The organism is Sorangium sp. So ce426, assembly GCF_051475585.1.
In the GTDB taxonomy this organism is placed as follows: Bacteria; Myxococcota_A; Polyangia; order Polyangiales; family Polyangiaceae; genus Sorangium; species Sorangium cellulosum_B.
The window spans coordinates 5,128,499-5,143,738 of the sequence record NZ_CP150341.1 but is presented as its reverse complement, the minus strand read 5'-3'; the positions used below and the strand labels follow the sequence as shown (position 1 = coordinate 5,143,738).

At 69.4% G+C, this 15,240-nt stretch carries 12 protein-coding genes; 4 read left to right on the top strand and 8 right to left on the bottom strand.

The annotated features are described in order from the left end of the window. The first annotated feature begins 16 nt into the window (after positions 1-16). The gene (locus WMF44_RS19060) at positions 17-2,119 is read left to right on the top strand and encodes a DUF4365 domain-containing protein (protein WP_437300545.1); all 2,103 of its coding nucleotides are present in this window, start codon (positions 17-19) and stop codon (positions 2,117-2,119) included. 80 nt (positions 2,120-2,199) lie between these two features. Next, on the top strand, positions 2,200-3,036 hold the full coding sequence (locus tag WMF44_RS19055; protein WP_437300544.1) for a nucleotidyl transferase AbiEii/AbiGii toxin family protein: 837 nt from the start codon (positions 2,200-2,202) through the stop codon (positions 3,034-3,036). A gap of 54 nt (positions 3,037-3,090) precedes the next feature. Here the strand turns inward: WMF44_RS19055 and WMF44_RS19050 are convergent, their stop codons facing one another. The 5 genes from WMF44_RS19050 to WMF44_RS19030 all read right to left on the bottom strand — a co-directional run bounded on the left by WMF44_RS19050 (position 3,091) and on the right by WMF44_RS19030 (position 10,235). Next, positions 3,091-4,989, bottom strand: coding sequence for a serine/threonine-protein kinase (locus WMF44_RS19050; RefSeq protein ID WP_437300543.1), 1,899 nt, complete (start codon positions 4,987-4,989; stop codon positions 3,091-3,093). A gap of 149 nt (positions 4,990-5,138) precedes the next feature. Then, a complete protein-coding gene (locus WMF44_RS19045; RefSeq protein WP_437300542.1) occupies positions 5,139-6,947 on the bottom strand; it encodes a tetratricopeptide repeat protein in 1,809 nt (602 codons plus the stop codon). 166 nt (positions 6,948-7,113) lie between these two features. Then, positions 7,114-7,431: a Rieske (2Fe-2S) protein gene (locus WMF44_RS19040; protein ID WP_437300541.1), complete on the bottom strand. Its 318-nt coding sequence runs from the start codon at positions 7,429-7,431 to the stop codon at positions 7,114-7,116. An 11-nt stretch (positions 7,432-7,442) separates the two neighbouring features. Then, the gene (nirB, locus tag WMF44_RS19035) at positions 7,443-9,887 is read right to left on the bottom strand and encodes a nitrite reductase large subunit NirB (RefSeq protein ID WP_437300540.1); all 2,445 of its coding nucleotides are present in this window, start codon (positions 9,885-9,887) and stop codon (positions 7,443-7,445) included. A 3-nt stretch (positions 9,888-9,890) separates the two neighbouring features. Beyond that, complete coding sequence (locus tag WMF44_RS19030; protein WP_437300539.1) at positions 9,891-10,235, bottom strand: molybdopterin oxidoreductase; 345 nt, start codon at positions 10,233-10,235, stop codon at positions 9,891-9,893. A 166-nt stretch (positions 10,236-10,401) separates the two neighbouring features. Between WMF44_RS19030 and WMF44_RS19025 the strand changes: the two genes are divergently transcribed. Both WMF44_RS19025 and WMF44_RS19020 read left to right on the top strand, forming a co-directional pair. Continuing rightward, entirely contained in the window at positions 10,402-11,970 is a 1,569-nt protein-coding gene (locus tag WMF44_RS19025; protein WP_437300538.1) for a GMC family oxidoreductase, read from the top strand. Between the two features lie 59 nt (positions 11,971-12,029). After that, positions 12,030-12,404, top strand: coding sequence for a hypothetical protein (locus WMF44_RS19020; protein ID WP_437300537.1), 375 nt, complete (start codon positions 12,030-12,032; stop codon positions 12,402-12,404). A 7-nt stretch (positions 12,405-12,411) separates the two neighbouring features. Here WMF44_RS19020 and WMF44_RS19015 read toward each other — a convergent pair whose 3' ends face one another. From WMF44_RS19015 to WMF44_RS19005, 3 genes are all read right to left on the bottom strand, one after another. Next, positions 12,412-12,834 carry an FG-GAP repeat domain-containing protein gene (locus tag WMF44_RS19015; protein WP_437300536.1) on the bottom strand — a complete coding sequence of 141 codons (423 nt, stop codon included), beginning with the start codon at positions 12,832-12,834 and terminating at the stop codon, positions 12,412-12,414. A 14-nt stretch (positions 12,835-12,848) separates the two neighbouring features. Next, positions 12,849-14,144, bottom strand: a complete 1,296-nt coding sequence (locus WMF44_RS19010) for a peptidylglycine alpha-amidating monooxygenase (RefSeq protein ID WP_437300535.1) — start codon at positions 14,142-14,144, stop codon at positions 12,849-12,851. Positions 14,145-14,439: 295 nt separating this feature from the next. Then, entirely contained in the window at positions 14,440-15,126 is a 687-nt protein-coding gene (locus WMF44_RS19005) for a hypothetical protein (RefSeq protein WP_437300534.1), read from the bottom strand. Positions 15,127-15,240: the final 114 nt, after the last annotated feature.

Here is a 15,240-nt window from a genome sequence, read left to right as displayed (position 1 = left end):
AGCATCCGCTGGAGCCATGGATCCCAGGGGGAACGACAGGAGGACGGGGCCGCAGTTCAGCGACGCGATGCGCGTCTCGCAGAGGGCCGTCTTCCAGCTCGCCGATCGTCTCACCGACGCAGGGTGGAAGGTGGATTCGTCCTCGATCTACCCGGACACGGGCGAGGACGTTCGGGTCGAGATCTTCGAGACCGGAGGCGCGTGCACCGGGCTCTCGCTCGACCTCCAGGTGAAGGGACACAAGAGTATAGAACGGTTCCACGTGGAGAGCGATCCCGCTCATTTGCACTATCCCCTCGACGTCAAGCACCTCGTTGGCTGGGAGAGAAAGACAAGGCCCGTCGCGATCATCATCTGGGATATCCGCGAGCGGCGCGGGTACTGGGCTCTCGCCAGAGACGCCTGCGAGCTGCTGGACAACCGGAGCCGCGGATGGCGCGGGCAGCAGGAGGCGACGCTCCTCATCCCCAGAGCGAATGTCACCGACGACGAGGGGCTCGCGAGACTGCGAGTGGCGGTGGCACGGGACGAGCTTCCCAAACTGGTCCGGCCCGGCGAAGAGGTCGCCTTCGAGCTGTCGGTCCAGGTCGACGATAGCCCCGAAGGACGCGCCAAGCTCGACGAGCTCACCAGGTTCTGGGAAGGTGGCGGCGCGGTGACGATCGAGGGGCGATTCATCTCCGATATTGTCATACTCCACGACAGTCTCCGCGCGGCCTTCGGAGAAGACTACTGGAAGCGCTCCACCGCCGAGGTACGGCTCGCTTCGGTCCCCGGAAGTGAGCCCTTGCCCGTTCGAGTCGAAGCCGAGTCACCCTTGGGGACAGCGCAGCTGCCGTATGTTGCACTGCGTCTTGCGCGCTCGGGCCGTCGATACCGGACCTTGAGCAACGAGCACCAGCGTGCAGCGGTCACATTAGCGCTCACCGTCAGTGACGAGGACACGCAGCACGTCGAGGTGAGCGTCGATCTCGCGCTGAACAGAAGAGACGTCTTCGAGGCCACGGCTGCGGCCCGGTTCTTCCTCGTTGCGACGGAGCCCGGCGGCATTCTGCGGATCGAGCGGCTCGACGAGAAGGAGACGTGTCTCATGGCGTTCGGCGCATCCACGCCGGAGGAGGGGCGGAACGCGCTGCGACGGGCCCACGAGCTCCTGGAAAGGCTTTGCTTGCTTCAAGACCGTATACGGAGATACGGCACGTTCAAATTCAACTTTCCGCCGCCTAGGCAACAAATCGAAGCTGCGCTCAAGCTGTTCGGGATCGTGGCCGGTAGTGAACACGAGATCGAGATGACGTACACGGCGAAGATTCGCACCAAGGGAGCAACAGCGCTCGCGATCGATCCGACCGAAGGTCCGGTCACCTTCGTCATCGACGGCACGATCGATAATGAGGACATTGTCGAGATCTTCGGAGTTCGTGTGCCAATCGGACCTGTACGCTGTGTGGTTGCGGATGTGCCGCGCTTCGTGGAGGCACACAATAACGCCCTGCAGCAAGCACTGGCGTCGAAGGAAGAAACGTTTCAGGTGAAGATTCCATGCCGCGGACGCTACCTCCACTGGATCCCTGAGGGCAGCGTCGAGGATCGCCTCGACGCCTTCGCGAAGGAGCAGTCTGGGTACTTCACCGCCGATCAAGCAGGGTCGGTCGGCTGTTTCGCCGACTACCTGGACTACCTCGAACAGCGCCAGAAGGTGCAGACGGTAGCGGAGGGCGTCTTCCGCATGGTCAATTTTCCACCGGTCTCCGACGTGGAAGATCTGGTCGTCGTCTGGCTTCAGAGCGGTAAAACAGCAGTATTCTCCCACCATACCGCGCTCATGCTCCACGAGCTCTCCGACATCCTTCCCCCGCGCATTCATGCGACGGTTCCGCCGACATGGGCGCCGGCGTCGCTGCCTGCTCACGTCGTCCTGCATCGCGCGACGCTGGCGGAGTCGGAGATCACCTGGCACGACGTCGTGCCTGTCACGACACCCATCCGCACCCTCCGGGACTGCACGGACGCCGGGCTCGATCCCGACCTATTGGACCAGGCACGCCGCGAGGGAATCGAGCGAGGCATGTTCGCCGCCGACGAGCTACCCCCGAGCACGACGTTCGCCGCAGAATGAAGACGCGAGGCTATCGAACCGCCGAGCAGTTCCGGCAGGCGCTCGAGCAGCGGATCCGCACGGAGGCGCAGCGCGCGGGCATGCTCGTCGTGCGCGTCCGTCAAATACTGGTCTTCGAGCGGTTCACAGCGAGGCTGGCATCGGCCTTCGGATCGCGCGTGGTGCTCAAAGGAGGCTTCGCGCTGGAGCTGCGCCTCCATGGGGCGCGAGCGACGCGCGACGTGGATCTGCGCATATCAGGAGATCCCGGGGCGCTGCTCGCCGAGCTACAGGCCGCATGTCGGATGGACCTCGGCGACTTCATGACATTCGAGATCCGGCGTGATTCGCAGCACGCGGTGATCGCAACGACGAGCCCTTACCAAGGGTACCGCTTTCGGAGCGAGGCACGGCTGGCCGGAAAGATCTACGGCGAGCCCTTTCACGTGGACGTCGTCTCCGGCGGGCTCATGCCCAGACCCCCCGACCGCATCGCCGCGGGGGAGTTCTTCGGTTTCGCAGGGATACCTCCGTTCGAGGTCGCCGTTTATGCGCGAGAGGTGCACATCGCCGAGAAGCTACACGCATATACGTATCCGTACCCAGTGACCAATTCCCGGGTCCGCGATCTGCCGGATCTCGGGCTGCTCGCGCGGAGCGGCCCGTACGATGCGGTGGCGCTTCATGACACGATCGCCGCCGTCTTCGCTCATCGTGCGACCCACCCGGTGCCGCTGGCGCTGCCGAGACCGCCGCCCGCGTGGGACGCTGTCTACGCGAATCTTGCTCAAGAGAGCGCGCTTCCGTGGCCAACCATCGACGTGCTTTTCGAGGCGGTCGAGAAGTTCTTGCAGCCGGTGCTGGCGGGCAGGGCCGGCGTGTGGAGCGCTGAAACCTGGGACTGGATTCCGGCAGAGATCGATCCGGCCCCTCGTTGACCTGCAGCTTCTCCATCGGCGCGTCGCCGAGAGTCGCTCGGTGCAACAGCGTCGTCAGCGGCGCACAAGCGCCTCGCTCCCCGCCAGCGTGCCGCCCAGGGTCCCCCATCGCCCCGCGAGCTGCCGGCCCGCGATCGCATAGCTGACCACGCCGACCTGCTGGCTCGGCGACCAGCCCACGACGAGCTGATCGCCCGAGCGGATGCCCACCCCCTTCAGCGCGCCGGTGCTCAGCGCCCACGTGACGGCGTACGTCTCGCCCGTGGGCACGATGACGACCGTGCCCTTGCGAGCGCCGTCGACGATCCGGTAGCTGCCGACCAGCCCTTCAGGGCCCTCCAGCTCCTCGGAGATCACCTGGCCGGGCCGGTCCGTGGCGATCCACTGCCCGCGGAGGCGCCCGCCGTCGATGCGGTAGGCGGCCGCGCCGTAGGGCCCGCCGCTCGCCCATCCCACGGCGAGCGTCTGCCCCTGCACGAACGCGATCCCCTCGTAGCCCGCGCCCTTCGTGATGATCCAGGAGATGCGGTACGTGTCGCCGCTCCGGGAGAGGAGGACGTTGCCCGTGTAGCTGCCCTGCCCGCCCGGGTTGCGCGACGATACGATGTCGTACGTGCCGGCCAGATCGACGTCGCTGCTCGCCGCGGCGCTCGAGGGCCTGGCCGGCGGCGTCGGCGCCCCGCCCGGGGCCGTGGCCGCATCGCCGCTGCCGTAGAGCGGCGACGGCGGCGCGCCGTCGGCGGCGCGGTCCGCCGCGCGGAGCCGCTGGAAGGCCACGAAGCCGAAGGCCATGAGCGCGGCGACGGCGACCAGCCCGCCGCCTGCGATCGCGAGCAGCAGGCCCCAGGGGGCCCTGCGCGGGGGCAGCGCCGGCACCGGGACGAGCGTGCCGCCGGTCATGCCGCCGACGTCGGTGCGGTAGACCCCCGGCTGGGTCGGCGCGGTGGCCGGCCCGGAATGGCCGGAATAGACCGGGGGTGTGGGCACGGGTGGCGTGGGCAGGGATGGCGCGGCCGGCAGCGGCGCGGACCTGTGGGCGGCCGCGGCGAGCACGGGATCGAGCGCCGCCATGGCCTGCGCCGCGTCGGCGAAGCGGGCGCGGACGTCGCGGGCCAGGCACCGGGCGAACCAGGCGTCGAAGCCGGGGGGGATCAGGTGCGCGCAGCCGAGCTGCGCGGCGCGGGCGGACGGCGGATCCAGCGGGCCGAAGAGCACCTCGCGCATGAGCGACATGACCGAGGCGCTGGGCCCGCGGCTCGGCTCGACCCAGTAGACGCGCGCGGTGAGCAGGTAGAACGCGAGCAGCCCGAGCGCCCAGACGTCCGACGCCGGGACGACCTGCGCGGCGAGCTCGGTCTGCTCGGGCGCCATCCAGAGCGGCGTCCCGACCGACGCGGTGATCGACGTCGTCGCCCGCGCCTCGGCCACGATCTTCGCGACGCCGAAGTCGAGCACCTTCACCTTGAAGCGGACGTTCTGCTGCCGCGGCCGCGCGATGAAGATGTTCTCGGGCTTGAGATCGCGGTGGACGACCCCCGCGCGGTGCGCCGCGCCGAGCGCGTGGCACAGCTGCCCCATCAGGTCGCGCACCTCGTCGGGCGGCAGCGCGCCGCGCTGCGCCATCACGGCGGAGAGGTCGGCCCCGTCGAGCAGCTCCATGGCCAGCCAGGGCGTCTGCGTCGCGGGATCGACCCCCGCGGCGACGACCTCGACGACGTGATCGCTCTCGATCCGCGCCCCTACCCTCGCCTCCTGCTCGAAGCGCTCGCGGAAGCGCGGGTCCTGCGCGAGCTGCGCGTGCATCAGCTTCACCGCGCGCGGCTTGCCCGTCGAGAGCTGCTCGGCGACGAACACGGCGCCCATGCCCCCCTGGCTCAGGGGGCGGACGACGCGGAAGTCGCCCCCGAGGACGGCGCCGGGGGCGAGCGGTGCGGCTGTCGTGGGGTCGGCCATGGCGAACGGGAACCCTCCGGGCAACGTCGCGTGACGCGCGACGCGCTCCGGTAGCGTACCCAAAGACGCGCGTGCCAGGGGCTCCGCGGAGCGCCCGCGCGGCAGGCGGCGCCGCGCGCCAGGGGCGGACCCCGGCGCGCGGGCGGCGGTCAGCGGCGCGGCTTCATGCCCGGCAGGGTTGCCTTCGTGGGTGCGTCATCGAGCGTCTCGATGCGCTCGGCCGTCACGATCCCGTTCTTCGGGTTCGCCGCGGAGCCTTGCCCTTGCCCTTGCCCTTGCCCTTGGAAGCTCACTCCATACGTGCCCGTGACCCTCACCTTTGCCCCAGGGCTCGGCAGCGGGTTCGGGAGGTCTACCCCCGTGAACCCGTCGGCGAGGCGGACGCTCTTCGCCTGGCCCTTCGGGGCCTTGTCGATCGCCTCGATCATCGAATAGATCTGGGCGAAATTCGACGCCCATCCCATGACGTCGATGGCCCGCGTCTTCTCGCCCTTCGCGTCCGCGATGGCGAATGAAGGAAGCGGCGACCTGCAATCGACCGGATCACCCTGTCCCGTCCGGTGCACCGCGCACGGCGGCGCCTCCTCGAAATTGGTCCGGACGACGTATCCAACCACCGAGATGGGCTTGCTGGTCACCTCATCGGAATGAGCGCGGCTCCGGAGGTGGTGCATGAGCCCCCGGACCGTATACGCGTCGCCGATCTTCACGGGCCCCGTCCATAACGCAGGGATCGCGGGGAGCGACGGCGCCGGCCCTGCGTACGCCGGCCGGGGTTGATATGGCCCCGGAGGCTCGCCGCACGCCGGAGCGCCCGCGGCCGAGGCTCCGGCGCTCGCGGGCGCCGCGCTCTTCGAGGCCTGCGAGGCCTTCGGCGCGCCGCCGGCCCCGGCGCTCGCGTCGCCGGCCGCCGGGACCGCGCCCCCGAACCTCTGAATGAGCGTCGCCGCCGACGCACAGTTGGTCCTGAAGGCTTTCGTGTCAGAGCCCAGGCAACGGCGCGCATAGAACGCGCGGAGGTTCGTCACGCTCTCCGAGACCCTCGGGGGCGCGAGCACCGCGTAGGACAATCCCAGGCTGAAGAGGGTCAGGTCCGCCTCGACGCCCTCGGGGGCGACTGCCTTTGCCGCCTCGAGCTCCGCGACCATCTCCTCCAGGTTCCCTTTGTCTTGATGTACCGACGCGAGCATCGAGTGCACGGCAAAGAGCGAGCTATCGTCCGGCTTCGCCCGCCGCACGGCATCGCGCAGCACCGCCTCCGCCTCCGCGACATGATCGAGGCGTATATAAAGATCGGCCAGGGGGAGGTGATGGCGCAGCGCGTCCGGCTCCCGCCGGATCGCCTCTGTGTAGCGCTCGATCGCCCCGCGCTCGTCGTCGGTCCACAGGAGGACATGTCCGATCCGCTCATGGCAGTCGGCGAGCCAGGGATCGATCTCGACGCACGTCAGGTAGGCCTTCTTCGCGTCCTCGAAGGAGCCGGCCTTGCGCTTCGCCAGGGCTTCTTGCGCACGGCCGAGCTCCACCCAGTAGGTCGCGAACCCGGGCGCGAGCGCCGTCGCGCGGCGCATCGTCGAGACGACGTCGGCCCACCGGTCGCTCTTCTTGAGGGCCATCGCGAGCTCGAAGAAAATACGGTGGTCGGTCGGGTCGAGCTTCGTGGCCTCCTCGTACTTGGCGAGCGCGCCGTTCATATCGACGGGCGCCATCCGGTCTGCCTCGCGCGCGAGGCGCTGCGCAGGGGTGATAGGCCGTTCGCACTGGGCGGTGGACGCGCCGGGCGGATTGGCTGCCGCAGCGGTATGCCCCGGCGCAGCCGCGGAGGAGGCCGCGCCTGTCGCTGTCGTGGGAGGAGGAGGTGCGCCGCACCCCGTCGCGGCCAGGGCGACGAGGAGGCAGCTCACGGCGTGCCCGAGGGTGCTGGGGTGGCTCCCCGGCTCGATACGCGTCTTCGTCATGCTCTCCGCCCTTCTTACGCCCAAGGGCGCGCCTCCTGGAAGCCCCTGTTCGGACGTGGACGCGAATACCCCAAGCCCACAGGCTGTGGAGTGAACGAACCAGGCGTCGAGGCCCGGGGGGAGCACGGCGCCCGGCGGGGCCGCCAGCCCCCGGCGCGGGCGGCGCTCAGCCCCCGCCGCCCTCGATCCGCACAAGGATCTGGTTCGTCGCGCTCAGGCGGACGGGATAGGTCCTGAGCCCCTCCCCGCCGCTCAGGGCCTCTCCCGTCTCCAGGTTGAACTTCCGGGCGTGCAGCGGGCAGATGAGCGTGCAGCCGCCGAGCAGCCCGTCGACAAGCGGACCGCCCCGGTGCGGGCAGCTCGCCTGCGTGGCGAACACGCGGCCATCCCGCGCGACGAACACCGCGATGCGCTCCGATCCGACCTCGAACGCGCGCCCCTCGCCCGGCGGGATCGCCGAGAGCGGGCCCAGGGTGATCTCCATCTCGCGCCCCCTCATTGCACGACCGGCAGGACCGATCGGAACTGGTTCGCCGTCCTCGGGGAATTCGCCTCTCGCCACGGATCGCGGTACGCCTCGACCGTCTTCCGCATCTCCTCGTCGAGGCGCGCCGCGATGCCCTCGCTGTCGTCCACAACCACGGCGCGGATCTTCTGGATACCGACGCGCTCCACGAATCCGTACGTCCGCTCCAGGTACCTGGCGTTCTCGCGGTAATACTGGATGAATCGCCCCATGAGCCTGAGCGCGTCCTCGTGCGTCTCGACAACGCAGAGCACGTCGCCCTTGCGCACGTGGGCGCCGGCCGCGCCGCCCACGTAGATCTCCCACTTGCCGCCCTCCACCGCGACGGCGCCGACGTCCTTCACCATCGCCTCCGAGCAGTTGCGCGGACAGCCGGCGGTCGCGAGCTTGAGCTTGGCCGGCGTGTCCATGCCCTGGAAACGCTCCTCGATCTTCAGCGCGAGCGCGATGCTGTCGCCGAGCCCATACCGGCAGAAGTCGCTCCCCACACAGCTCTTGCACGTGCGGTACGACTTCCCATAAGCGAACCCAGAAGGCATGTCGAGGTCGCGCCACACGGCCGGCAGGTCCTCCTTCTTCACGCCGAGCAGGTCGATGCGCTGGCCGCCGGTGAGCTTCACGAGCGGCACGCGGTACCTGTCGACGACGTCCGCGATCCGCCGCAGCTGCGCGGCCGACGTGACGCCCCCCGCGATCTGCGGGATCACGCTGAAGGTGCCGTCCTTCTGGATGTTGGCGTGAACGCGGTCGTTGATGAAGCGGGCGTCGCGCTCGTCGTCGTAGTCGTGGTGCCATACCGTGCGGAGCAGCGACGCGAGCCCCGGCTTGCTCCCCGGGTCCTCGCTCCCGCCGGCGAGCTCGCGGAACACGGCGGACACCGACCGGAGCCCGCGCTCGCGGATCGCCTGGACCAGCTCGGGCTTGCTCAGCGGGACGGAAGGCACGTAGTAGCTGGCCGCGGGGTCCTGCTCCGCCGCGCCCCCGCACGCCCACGCCACGACCTCCGAGACGAGCTGCTTGCAGGCGCCGCAGCCCATGCCCGCGCGCGTCGCGTCCATGACGGTCCGGAGGGTCCGCTTGCCGGCGCGCACACACGCGACGACGCCCTCCTTGGTGACGCCGTTGCAGTTGCAGACCTGCATCCCCTGCGGCATCTCCTCGATCGTCGCCTGCGGCGAGGGCGCGCCGAGATCGAACAGCAGCGACAGCCGCTCTTCCGGGAGCGGCGTGCTCTTGTCGAACGCCTGCATCAGGTACGCTGCCTTGCTGACGTCCCCAAGGAGGATGCCGCCGAGCAGCCTGCCGTCGCGGATGATGAGCTTCTTGTACGTGCCCTTCTTCGGCTCGAGGAACTGCACGATCTCGTCGCGGTCGTCGGCGGGCTCGGTGATGCCCATCGAGGCGAGCTGGATGCCCATGACCTTGAGCTTCGTGGAGACCTTCGAGCCGGCGTAGGAGGCCTTCTCGTTGCGCTTCGTGATGTGATCGGCCAGCACCTTGCCCTGCTCCCAGAGCGGCGCCACGAGCCCGTAGACCTGCCCCCGGTGCTGGCAGCACTCGCCGACGGCGTAGATCCTCGGGTCGTCGGGCGAGCGCATGTGGTTGTCCACCACGATCCCGCGCTCGACGGTCAGGCCGGCGCGCAAAGCGATCTCCACGTTCGGCCGGATGCCCGCGGAGATCACCACGAGATCGCAGGCGAGCGCCTCGCCGTCGGCGAAGCGGAGCCCCGTCACGCGGTCCTCTCCGAGCACCTCCTTCGTGCTCCTGTTGAGGTGCACCGTCACGCCGAGCTGCTCGAGCGTCGTCCTCAGGATGCCGCCCGCCGTGGCGTCGAGCTGCTGCCCCATCAGGTGACCGCTGATGTGGACAACGTGGACGTCGAGGCCGAAGTTCTGCAGCCCGCGCGCGGCCTCGAGCCCGAGCAGCCCGCCGCCGATGACCGCGGCGCTCCGCTTGCCCCGCGCGTACTGGGCGATCTTGTGGCAGTCGTCCAGGCTGCGGAACACGAACACACCGGGCTTCTCCCTGCCGCCCTCCAGCCGCAGCCCCTGAATCGGCGGGATGTACGGCGAGCTGCCCGTCGCGATGATGAGGTTGTCATACGGCGCCACGACCCCGTGCTCGCCGGTCACCTGGCGCGCGTGCCGGTGGATGGCCCGCGCGCGCACGCCCGCGTGGAGCTGGATGCCGTTCTCGCGGTACCAGGCCAGGGGGTTCAGGAAGATCTCGCTCGGGTCCTGGGAGCCGTTCAGCACCTCCGAGAGCAGGATGCGGTTGTAATTGCCATACGGCTCGTCGCCGAAGATGGTGATCTCGAACTGGTCGGCGCCGCCCCGCGCGAGGATCTCCTCGACCGTGCGGACGCCGGCCATCCCGTTGCCGATCAACACGAGCTTTCGCTTCTTCTGCATGGCTCAGATCTCCGCCAGGCCGATGTCGATCGTCGCGAGCCCCCGCGCGCCTTCGGGCGCGCCCACGCACAGCTCGATCACGCTCTCCGGGTGGATGTCCTCGATGATCACGAGGGGCACGTGGATCGCCGACTTGGCGCCGATCGGGAAATAGCGCATCGCGTGGCCGTCGCGCTTGAGGAGCAGGTAGATGAGCTCGGGCGTGGAGTTGCCCGCGCGCAGGTAGATGAGCTGAGCGCGCTTGTCCCGCGGGACGGTGTACCCGGCCGCCGGACGAAGGGGCACCGGCCGCTCCAGGCCCTGCCCCTCGAACGAGTAGACACCCTGTATGAACCTCGGTGTTTCCAATGTGGCCTCCCGGGCGGATCATCGGACCCTCGGACGGGCGTGCGCGGCGTACGCCGCCCGGCGCACGCCGCGCGGCGCTCTGGCACCGCACCACGGTCATACAGCGAGGACAGTTTCGAGGGTTCGTTGCCCGGCGGCGCGATCCCGTGTAGGTCGAGTTTCCAAGGTGTTTCGATCGTCCCTGTCCTCTTCGCCCCGCCCGGCCGCCGCCGCGGAGCTCGTCGTCGTCGGGGCCGGCTCGGCGGGCGCCGTGATCGCCGCGCGTGTCACCGAGCGCGCGGATCGCGAGGTCCTGCTGCTCGAGGCGGGCCCGGACTACCCGGACCCGGAGCGCCTGCCCGCGGATCTCCGGGACGGCACCCGCAACTCGTGGCTCGCGCACGACTGGGGCTATCGCCACCGGCCGACGCCCGGGCAGATCATGTTCCTCTTCCCGCGCGGCAAGGTGGTGGGCGGCTCGTCGGCCGTGAACACGTGCATCGCGGTCCGCGGCCAGCCGTACGACTACGACGAGTGGGCGGCGCTCGGCCTGCCCGAGTGGGGCTTCGACGCCTGCCTGCCCTATTTCAAGCGCCTCGAGGACGATCTCGACTTCGGCGAGCCCTGGCACGGCAAGGGCGGCCCGGTGCCGATCCGCCGCGCCCGGCGCGAGGAGCTCGTGCCGTGGCAGGCGGCGTTCGTCGACGGGTGCAGGGCGCTCGGTTACCCCGAGTGCGCGGACACCAACGATCCGCGCGCGCCCGGCGGCGTCGGGCCGCACGCGATGAACAAGATCGACGGACAGCGCATGAGCGCGGCGCGCTGCTACCTGACCGCCGAGGTGCGCCGGCGCGAGAACCTGCGGCTCCGGCCGCGCACGACGGTGCGGCGGGTGCTCGTGCGGAACCGCCGGGTCGAGGGGGTCGAGATCGAGACGGACGGGCGGGTCGAGGTCGTCGCGACGCGGAAGGTGGTGCTGAGCGCCGGCGCGATCGCGACGCCGGGGATCCTCCTGCGCAGCGGGATCGGGCCGGGGGCCGAGCTCGCGCGCCTCGGGGTCGCGCTCGTGTCCGACGTGCCCGCCGTGGGGGCGCGGCTGCTCGACCATCCGGGGGCCGTCATCGGCCTGTGGCCGCGCCGCCGCGGCCTGATCGACGTCCTGCGCCAGCCGCTCGTCCAGACGATGCTCCGCTACACGTCGCGCGGGAGCCCGTTCCCGAACGACGTGATGCTCCAGCCGGGCTCGTTCTTCCCGCTGCACCCGCGCCTCACGGTGCCGGCGTTCGCGCTCGCGTGCTGCATCGGCAAGCCGCGCGGCGTCGGCCGCATCGAGCACCTGAGCGCCGACCCGCACGCCCGGCCCCGCATCGTCTCGAACATGCTCGTCGACCGGGACGACCTGTCGCGCGCTGTCGACGCGCTGACGCTCGCGTACGAGATCGCCCGCACCGCGCCGATGCGCGAGCTCGGCTGGTTCGTCTGGCCAACGGAGCGCACGCTGATGCGGCGGGAGGCGCTGGAGCGGTGGATCACCCGGAGCTGCGGCTCGGGCTACCACCCGTGCGGGACGGCCCCGATGGGGCCCGAGGGGGACGTCTCGGCGGCGGTCGACGGGCGCGGGCGGGTCCGCGGCGTCGAGGGCCTCGTCGTCGCGGACGCGAGCATCATGCCGACCATCCCGAGCGTGAACACGAACCTGACGGCGCTGATGATCGGCGAGCGGTTCGGCGAGTGGCTCCGCGACGGCGCTGTGTAGCCGCCGCTTGGGGGACGACCCGGCGTTCTGCGACAAGTGCCAGGCCGCGTACCTCGTCCGTGCTCACCGATGACTACGTCCACCCGACGCCGGGCTTTCCGGCGCCGGTGACGAGCGAGACGATCAGCTGGCCGGCAGGCTGCTGCGTGTGCGCGAGGCCGGCGACCCGCGGCGTCGAGGCGAAGGCGCACGACGGCGAGACCGGGACCAACGCGGCCGTCGCCGCGGCCGGGCTCGCGCTCGGGAGCATCGCGGTCCGCACCGGCGGCGGCACGACCTACACGCGGCGCATCCCGCACTGCGCCGAGCACGACGACGGCGCGAAGCTCGAGATCGAGAGCAACAACAAGCCGCCGCTGAAGATCCGCTTTCGCTCGTACGCCTACCAGCGCCGCTTCCTCGAGCTGAACCCGAAGCCGGCGAAGGCCGCGTAGATCCGCTTCAAGGCGCCGTCGCGCAGCCGCGACCGCGGAAGGCGACGAGACCGTCGAGCTGGACGCCCACGACGTCAGGGCACCCGCTGCAGTCGAAATCGGTGATGCCGATGCCGAAGCCGTCGATGTTCTCGAAGGTGCCGGGGAATGGAGCCGCCTGGGCTTCGAACGTGCCCTCCTGGGTCTGGAGGAACGACCACATCTCGGCGGTGTTTCGGCTGAGCGCCACGAGATCGCTCCGCCCATCAAGGTTCAGATCGGCGATCTGGAGGCCACCGGAGACGGAAACCTGGTGGTCATCGATGGTGAGCAGCGGTTGCGGCGCGGTCAGGTGGCCGAGGTCGTCTTGCAGCAGGATCCAGACCCGCATCGGCCCGTCGGTGTACTCGTGCGTGACGGCGGCGACGTCCTGGCGTCCGTCGTTGTTCACGTCGCCGAGCTGGTCTATTTTGTGGTCACACAGGACACTTCTTCCGTCGGAGAAGTCAAGTCCTCCACCCTTGACTCTAGCTCTTGAGACGGATAGTACATCACGAAATTATAACACATCTCATCCTGCGTCCGCTCCCCGAACTCCACGGCGCTGTTGCCCGGGTTGTCCCACGCGCAACGCGTCCTCACGGTGTCGCCGCCTCGAAGGATGGTATCGTTGTCATACCAGATCTGGTTGTCGAAGTTCCACGGATCGGCGAGCCCCAGGTTGCTCGGCTCGCTGCCGTCCGTGGGCACCGTGTTGCTCGACAGGTGCTTGCCGAGGATGTGCATGTGCGGCATGACGCTGATCACCGAGATCTCCCCCATATCCCGCGGGAACTGGTAATCGCAGCTCACGTCGAACGAGCCGTGAGGCGGGATGTTGATTTCTTCTGTGCCGAGCGCGAAGATGCCGGCGTCGTTGGGGCGGAGCTCCGTCGTCGTGCAGACGTCGAAGCCGGTGCTGTCTTGCTGCCCGTCGAGGCCCTTGATGTTGCTGTAGTGCACCTGGATCGTGAAGTGCGCCGTGCCTTCCAGCGGGAAGCCCGCCTCTGGCGGCAGCTCCGTGGCCTTGCCGCCGGGCGCCCAGACGGCCAAAAGATCCCCCATGATGTCGCCCCCATCGCACGGCGTGGGCGTCGAGGGAGACGCCTCATCCGCCTTGAAGAGCAGGATATGGTGTACAATGGTGCTGTTGTCGATGTGGGGCACGACCCCGACGAGGTGTCGTTTCTGGCCGATCTCTACATCGACCCCATAACACATATACTGATCCTGGACGTCCTTCGGCATGACGTAAGGCGCGGACGGCGCTAGCCGGACATCCGGTGTGCAGCTCAGGGTCGGAGGGTGGATGGTTCCGCCGCCGCCCGGGTCGACGCACGTGTCTTTACCGGCCGGCATGCCGGCGGCGATCCATTGATCGAAGATCGCGAGCTCCGCGGCGGTCAGGGGCTCGGTTGGGGGCGGAGGCATGGGGCGCGCGGTGTCGCGGGCGCGTGCGGCGACGAGCTCGTAGACCTTCTTGTTGGGATCGCTCACCGCGGGCGCGACCAGATCGGTCCGGTCGACCAGCGGGAACGGCGCGCCGAACTTCGGGGACGCCCCGTGACAGGTCTGGCACTTCGTGGAGAGGATCTTGTCGACGTCGCACGGCAGCGCTTCCGCGTTGCCGTTCTCCGGACCGGAGCCGGATGAGCTGCACGCGACGACCACGAGAGCGGATAGGAAGGACAGCGCCGAGAAAAAATAACGACTACGATTCATGCGAGCTCCTCGGGGAAAAGTGCGACCTTGAACGGGCTTCGAGGGTATCGAGCGCTGATCTGCAGCTTTTCGGAAGGGCGGTCGAAGACCGAGATTCCGAAGAACGCCGTCGAATTGGGTGGAAGAAGAGCGCGCGCCGCGAGCTCCCGCGAGCAGCGGGAGACTTGGCGCGTGAGAGCACCGGCGACCCAGGTCTACGGACGGGCCGGCGACCTGGCGTCGGTGCTACGTCGGTGAGTGCCCGCCCGCTCCGAGATCGTTCAACGGTGCGCTCACGCGAAGACCCGGAAGGCGCTCAGCAGATCATCCCCTGCCCGCGCATCTCGGCGAGGTCCTCGTCGCTCGGCCGGCGGTGCCGCCCGAGGAGCAGGTCGCCGAGCCAGAGGAGGTTGTAATTGCAGTGCATGTACCGGTGGTGCAGGTAGTGGTGCCGGGAGATGAAGCGCACGTAGCGCGTGCCGAGCAGCCACCGCATCGGCCGCGACGCGCGGGCCATGGCCTCGGTCCGCGGCATGTGCAGGTACGGGTGGAGGACGAGCGACGACAGCGGGTAGATCACGAGCGGTAGCAAGGCGCCGACGACCACCGCCGCCGGAAGGAAGAGCGCGTACAGCGCGAAGAACGGCAGCACGGGGGCGGCGAACGCGAGGATCCCCAGGCCGGCGAGCGAGACGCCGTATTGCTCGCGGATCATCCGCCGATCGCCCTGGGTCTCGACGATCCAGCGATCCAGCCGCTCCTGCTCCTCGCGGTTCCGGAACTGCCGCACGTGGCTCTCACGGTAGGTCTTGCCGTGATGCACGACCGTGTGGCTCGTGTACGCGCGCAAGAGGGGGCGGCCCGCGCGGCCGAGCCGCTTCGCCGCGCGGCGGACCGCGAGGCTCGCGTGCAGCGCGTTCCGGTGGAGAAACGACTCCGCCATGGAGACGGTGAGATAACCGATCACGACGCCCGCCACGATCTGGACAGCCCCTGTAGACATGGCCACGGGATTCATGGGTATGCTCCTTCGCGCAGACCTCGGGTCTGCAAGGGACGCTGGCGCGGCCGGCGAGCAGCGCGGCCGGGATGCCCTCGTCGATGCCGGTTCGTGCAT

What these genes read in the sequence shown, in the direction of transcription:
- WMF44_RS19060 (WP_437300545.1), top strand. Translation starts at nt 17, where the DNA reads ATGGATCCCAGGGGGAACGACAGGAGGACGGGGCCGCAGTTCAGCGAC.
- WMF44_RS19055 (WP_437300544.1), top strand. Translation starts at nt 2,200, where the DNA reads ATGCTCGTCGTGCGCGTCCGTCAAATACTGGTCTTCGAGCGGTTCACA.
- WMF44_RS19050 (WP_437300543.1), bottom strand. Translation starts at nt 4,989, where the DNA reads ATGGCCGACCCCACGACAGCCGCACCGCTCGCCCCCGGCGCCGTCCTC.
- WMF44_RS19045 (WP_437300542.1), bottom strand. Translation starts at nt 6,947, where the DNA reads ATGACGAAGACGCGTATCGAGCCGGGGAGCCACCCCAGCACCCTCGGG.
- WMF44_RS19040 (WP_437300541.1), bottom strand. Translation starts at nt 7,431, where the DNA reads ATGGAGATCACCCTGGGCCCGCTCTCGGCGATCCCGCCGGGCGAGGGG.
- nirB (WP_437300540.1), bottom strand. Translation starts at nt 9,887, where the DNA reads ATGCAGAAGAAGCGAAAGCTCGTGTTGATCGGCAACGGGATGGCCGGC.
- WMF44_RS19010 (WP_437300535.1), bottom strand. Translation starts at nt 14,144, where the DNA reads ATGAATCGTAGTCGTTATTTTTTCTCGGCGCTGTCCTTCCTATCCGCT.
- WMF44_RS19005 (WP_437300534.1), bottom strand. Translation starts at nt 15,126, where the DNA reads ATGTCTACAGGGGCTGTCCAGATCGTGGCGGGCGTCGTGATCGGTTAT.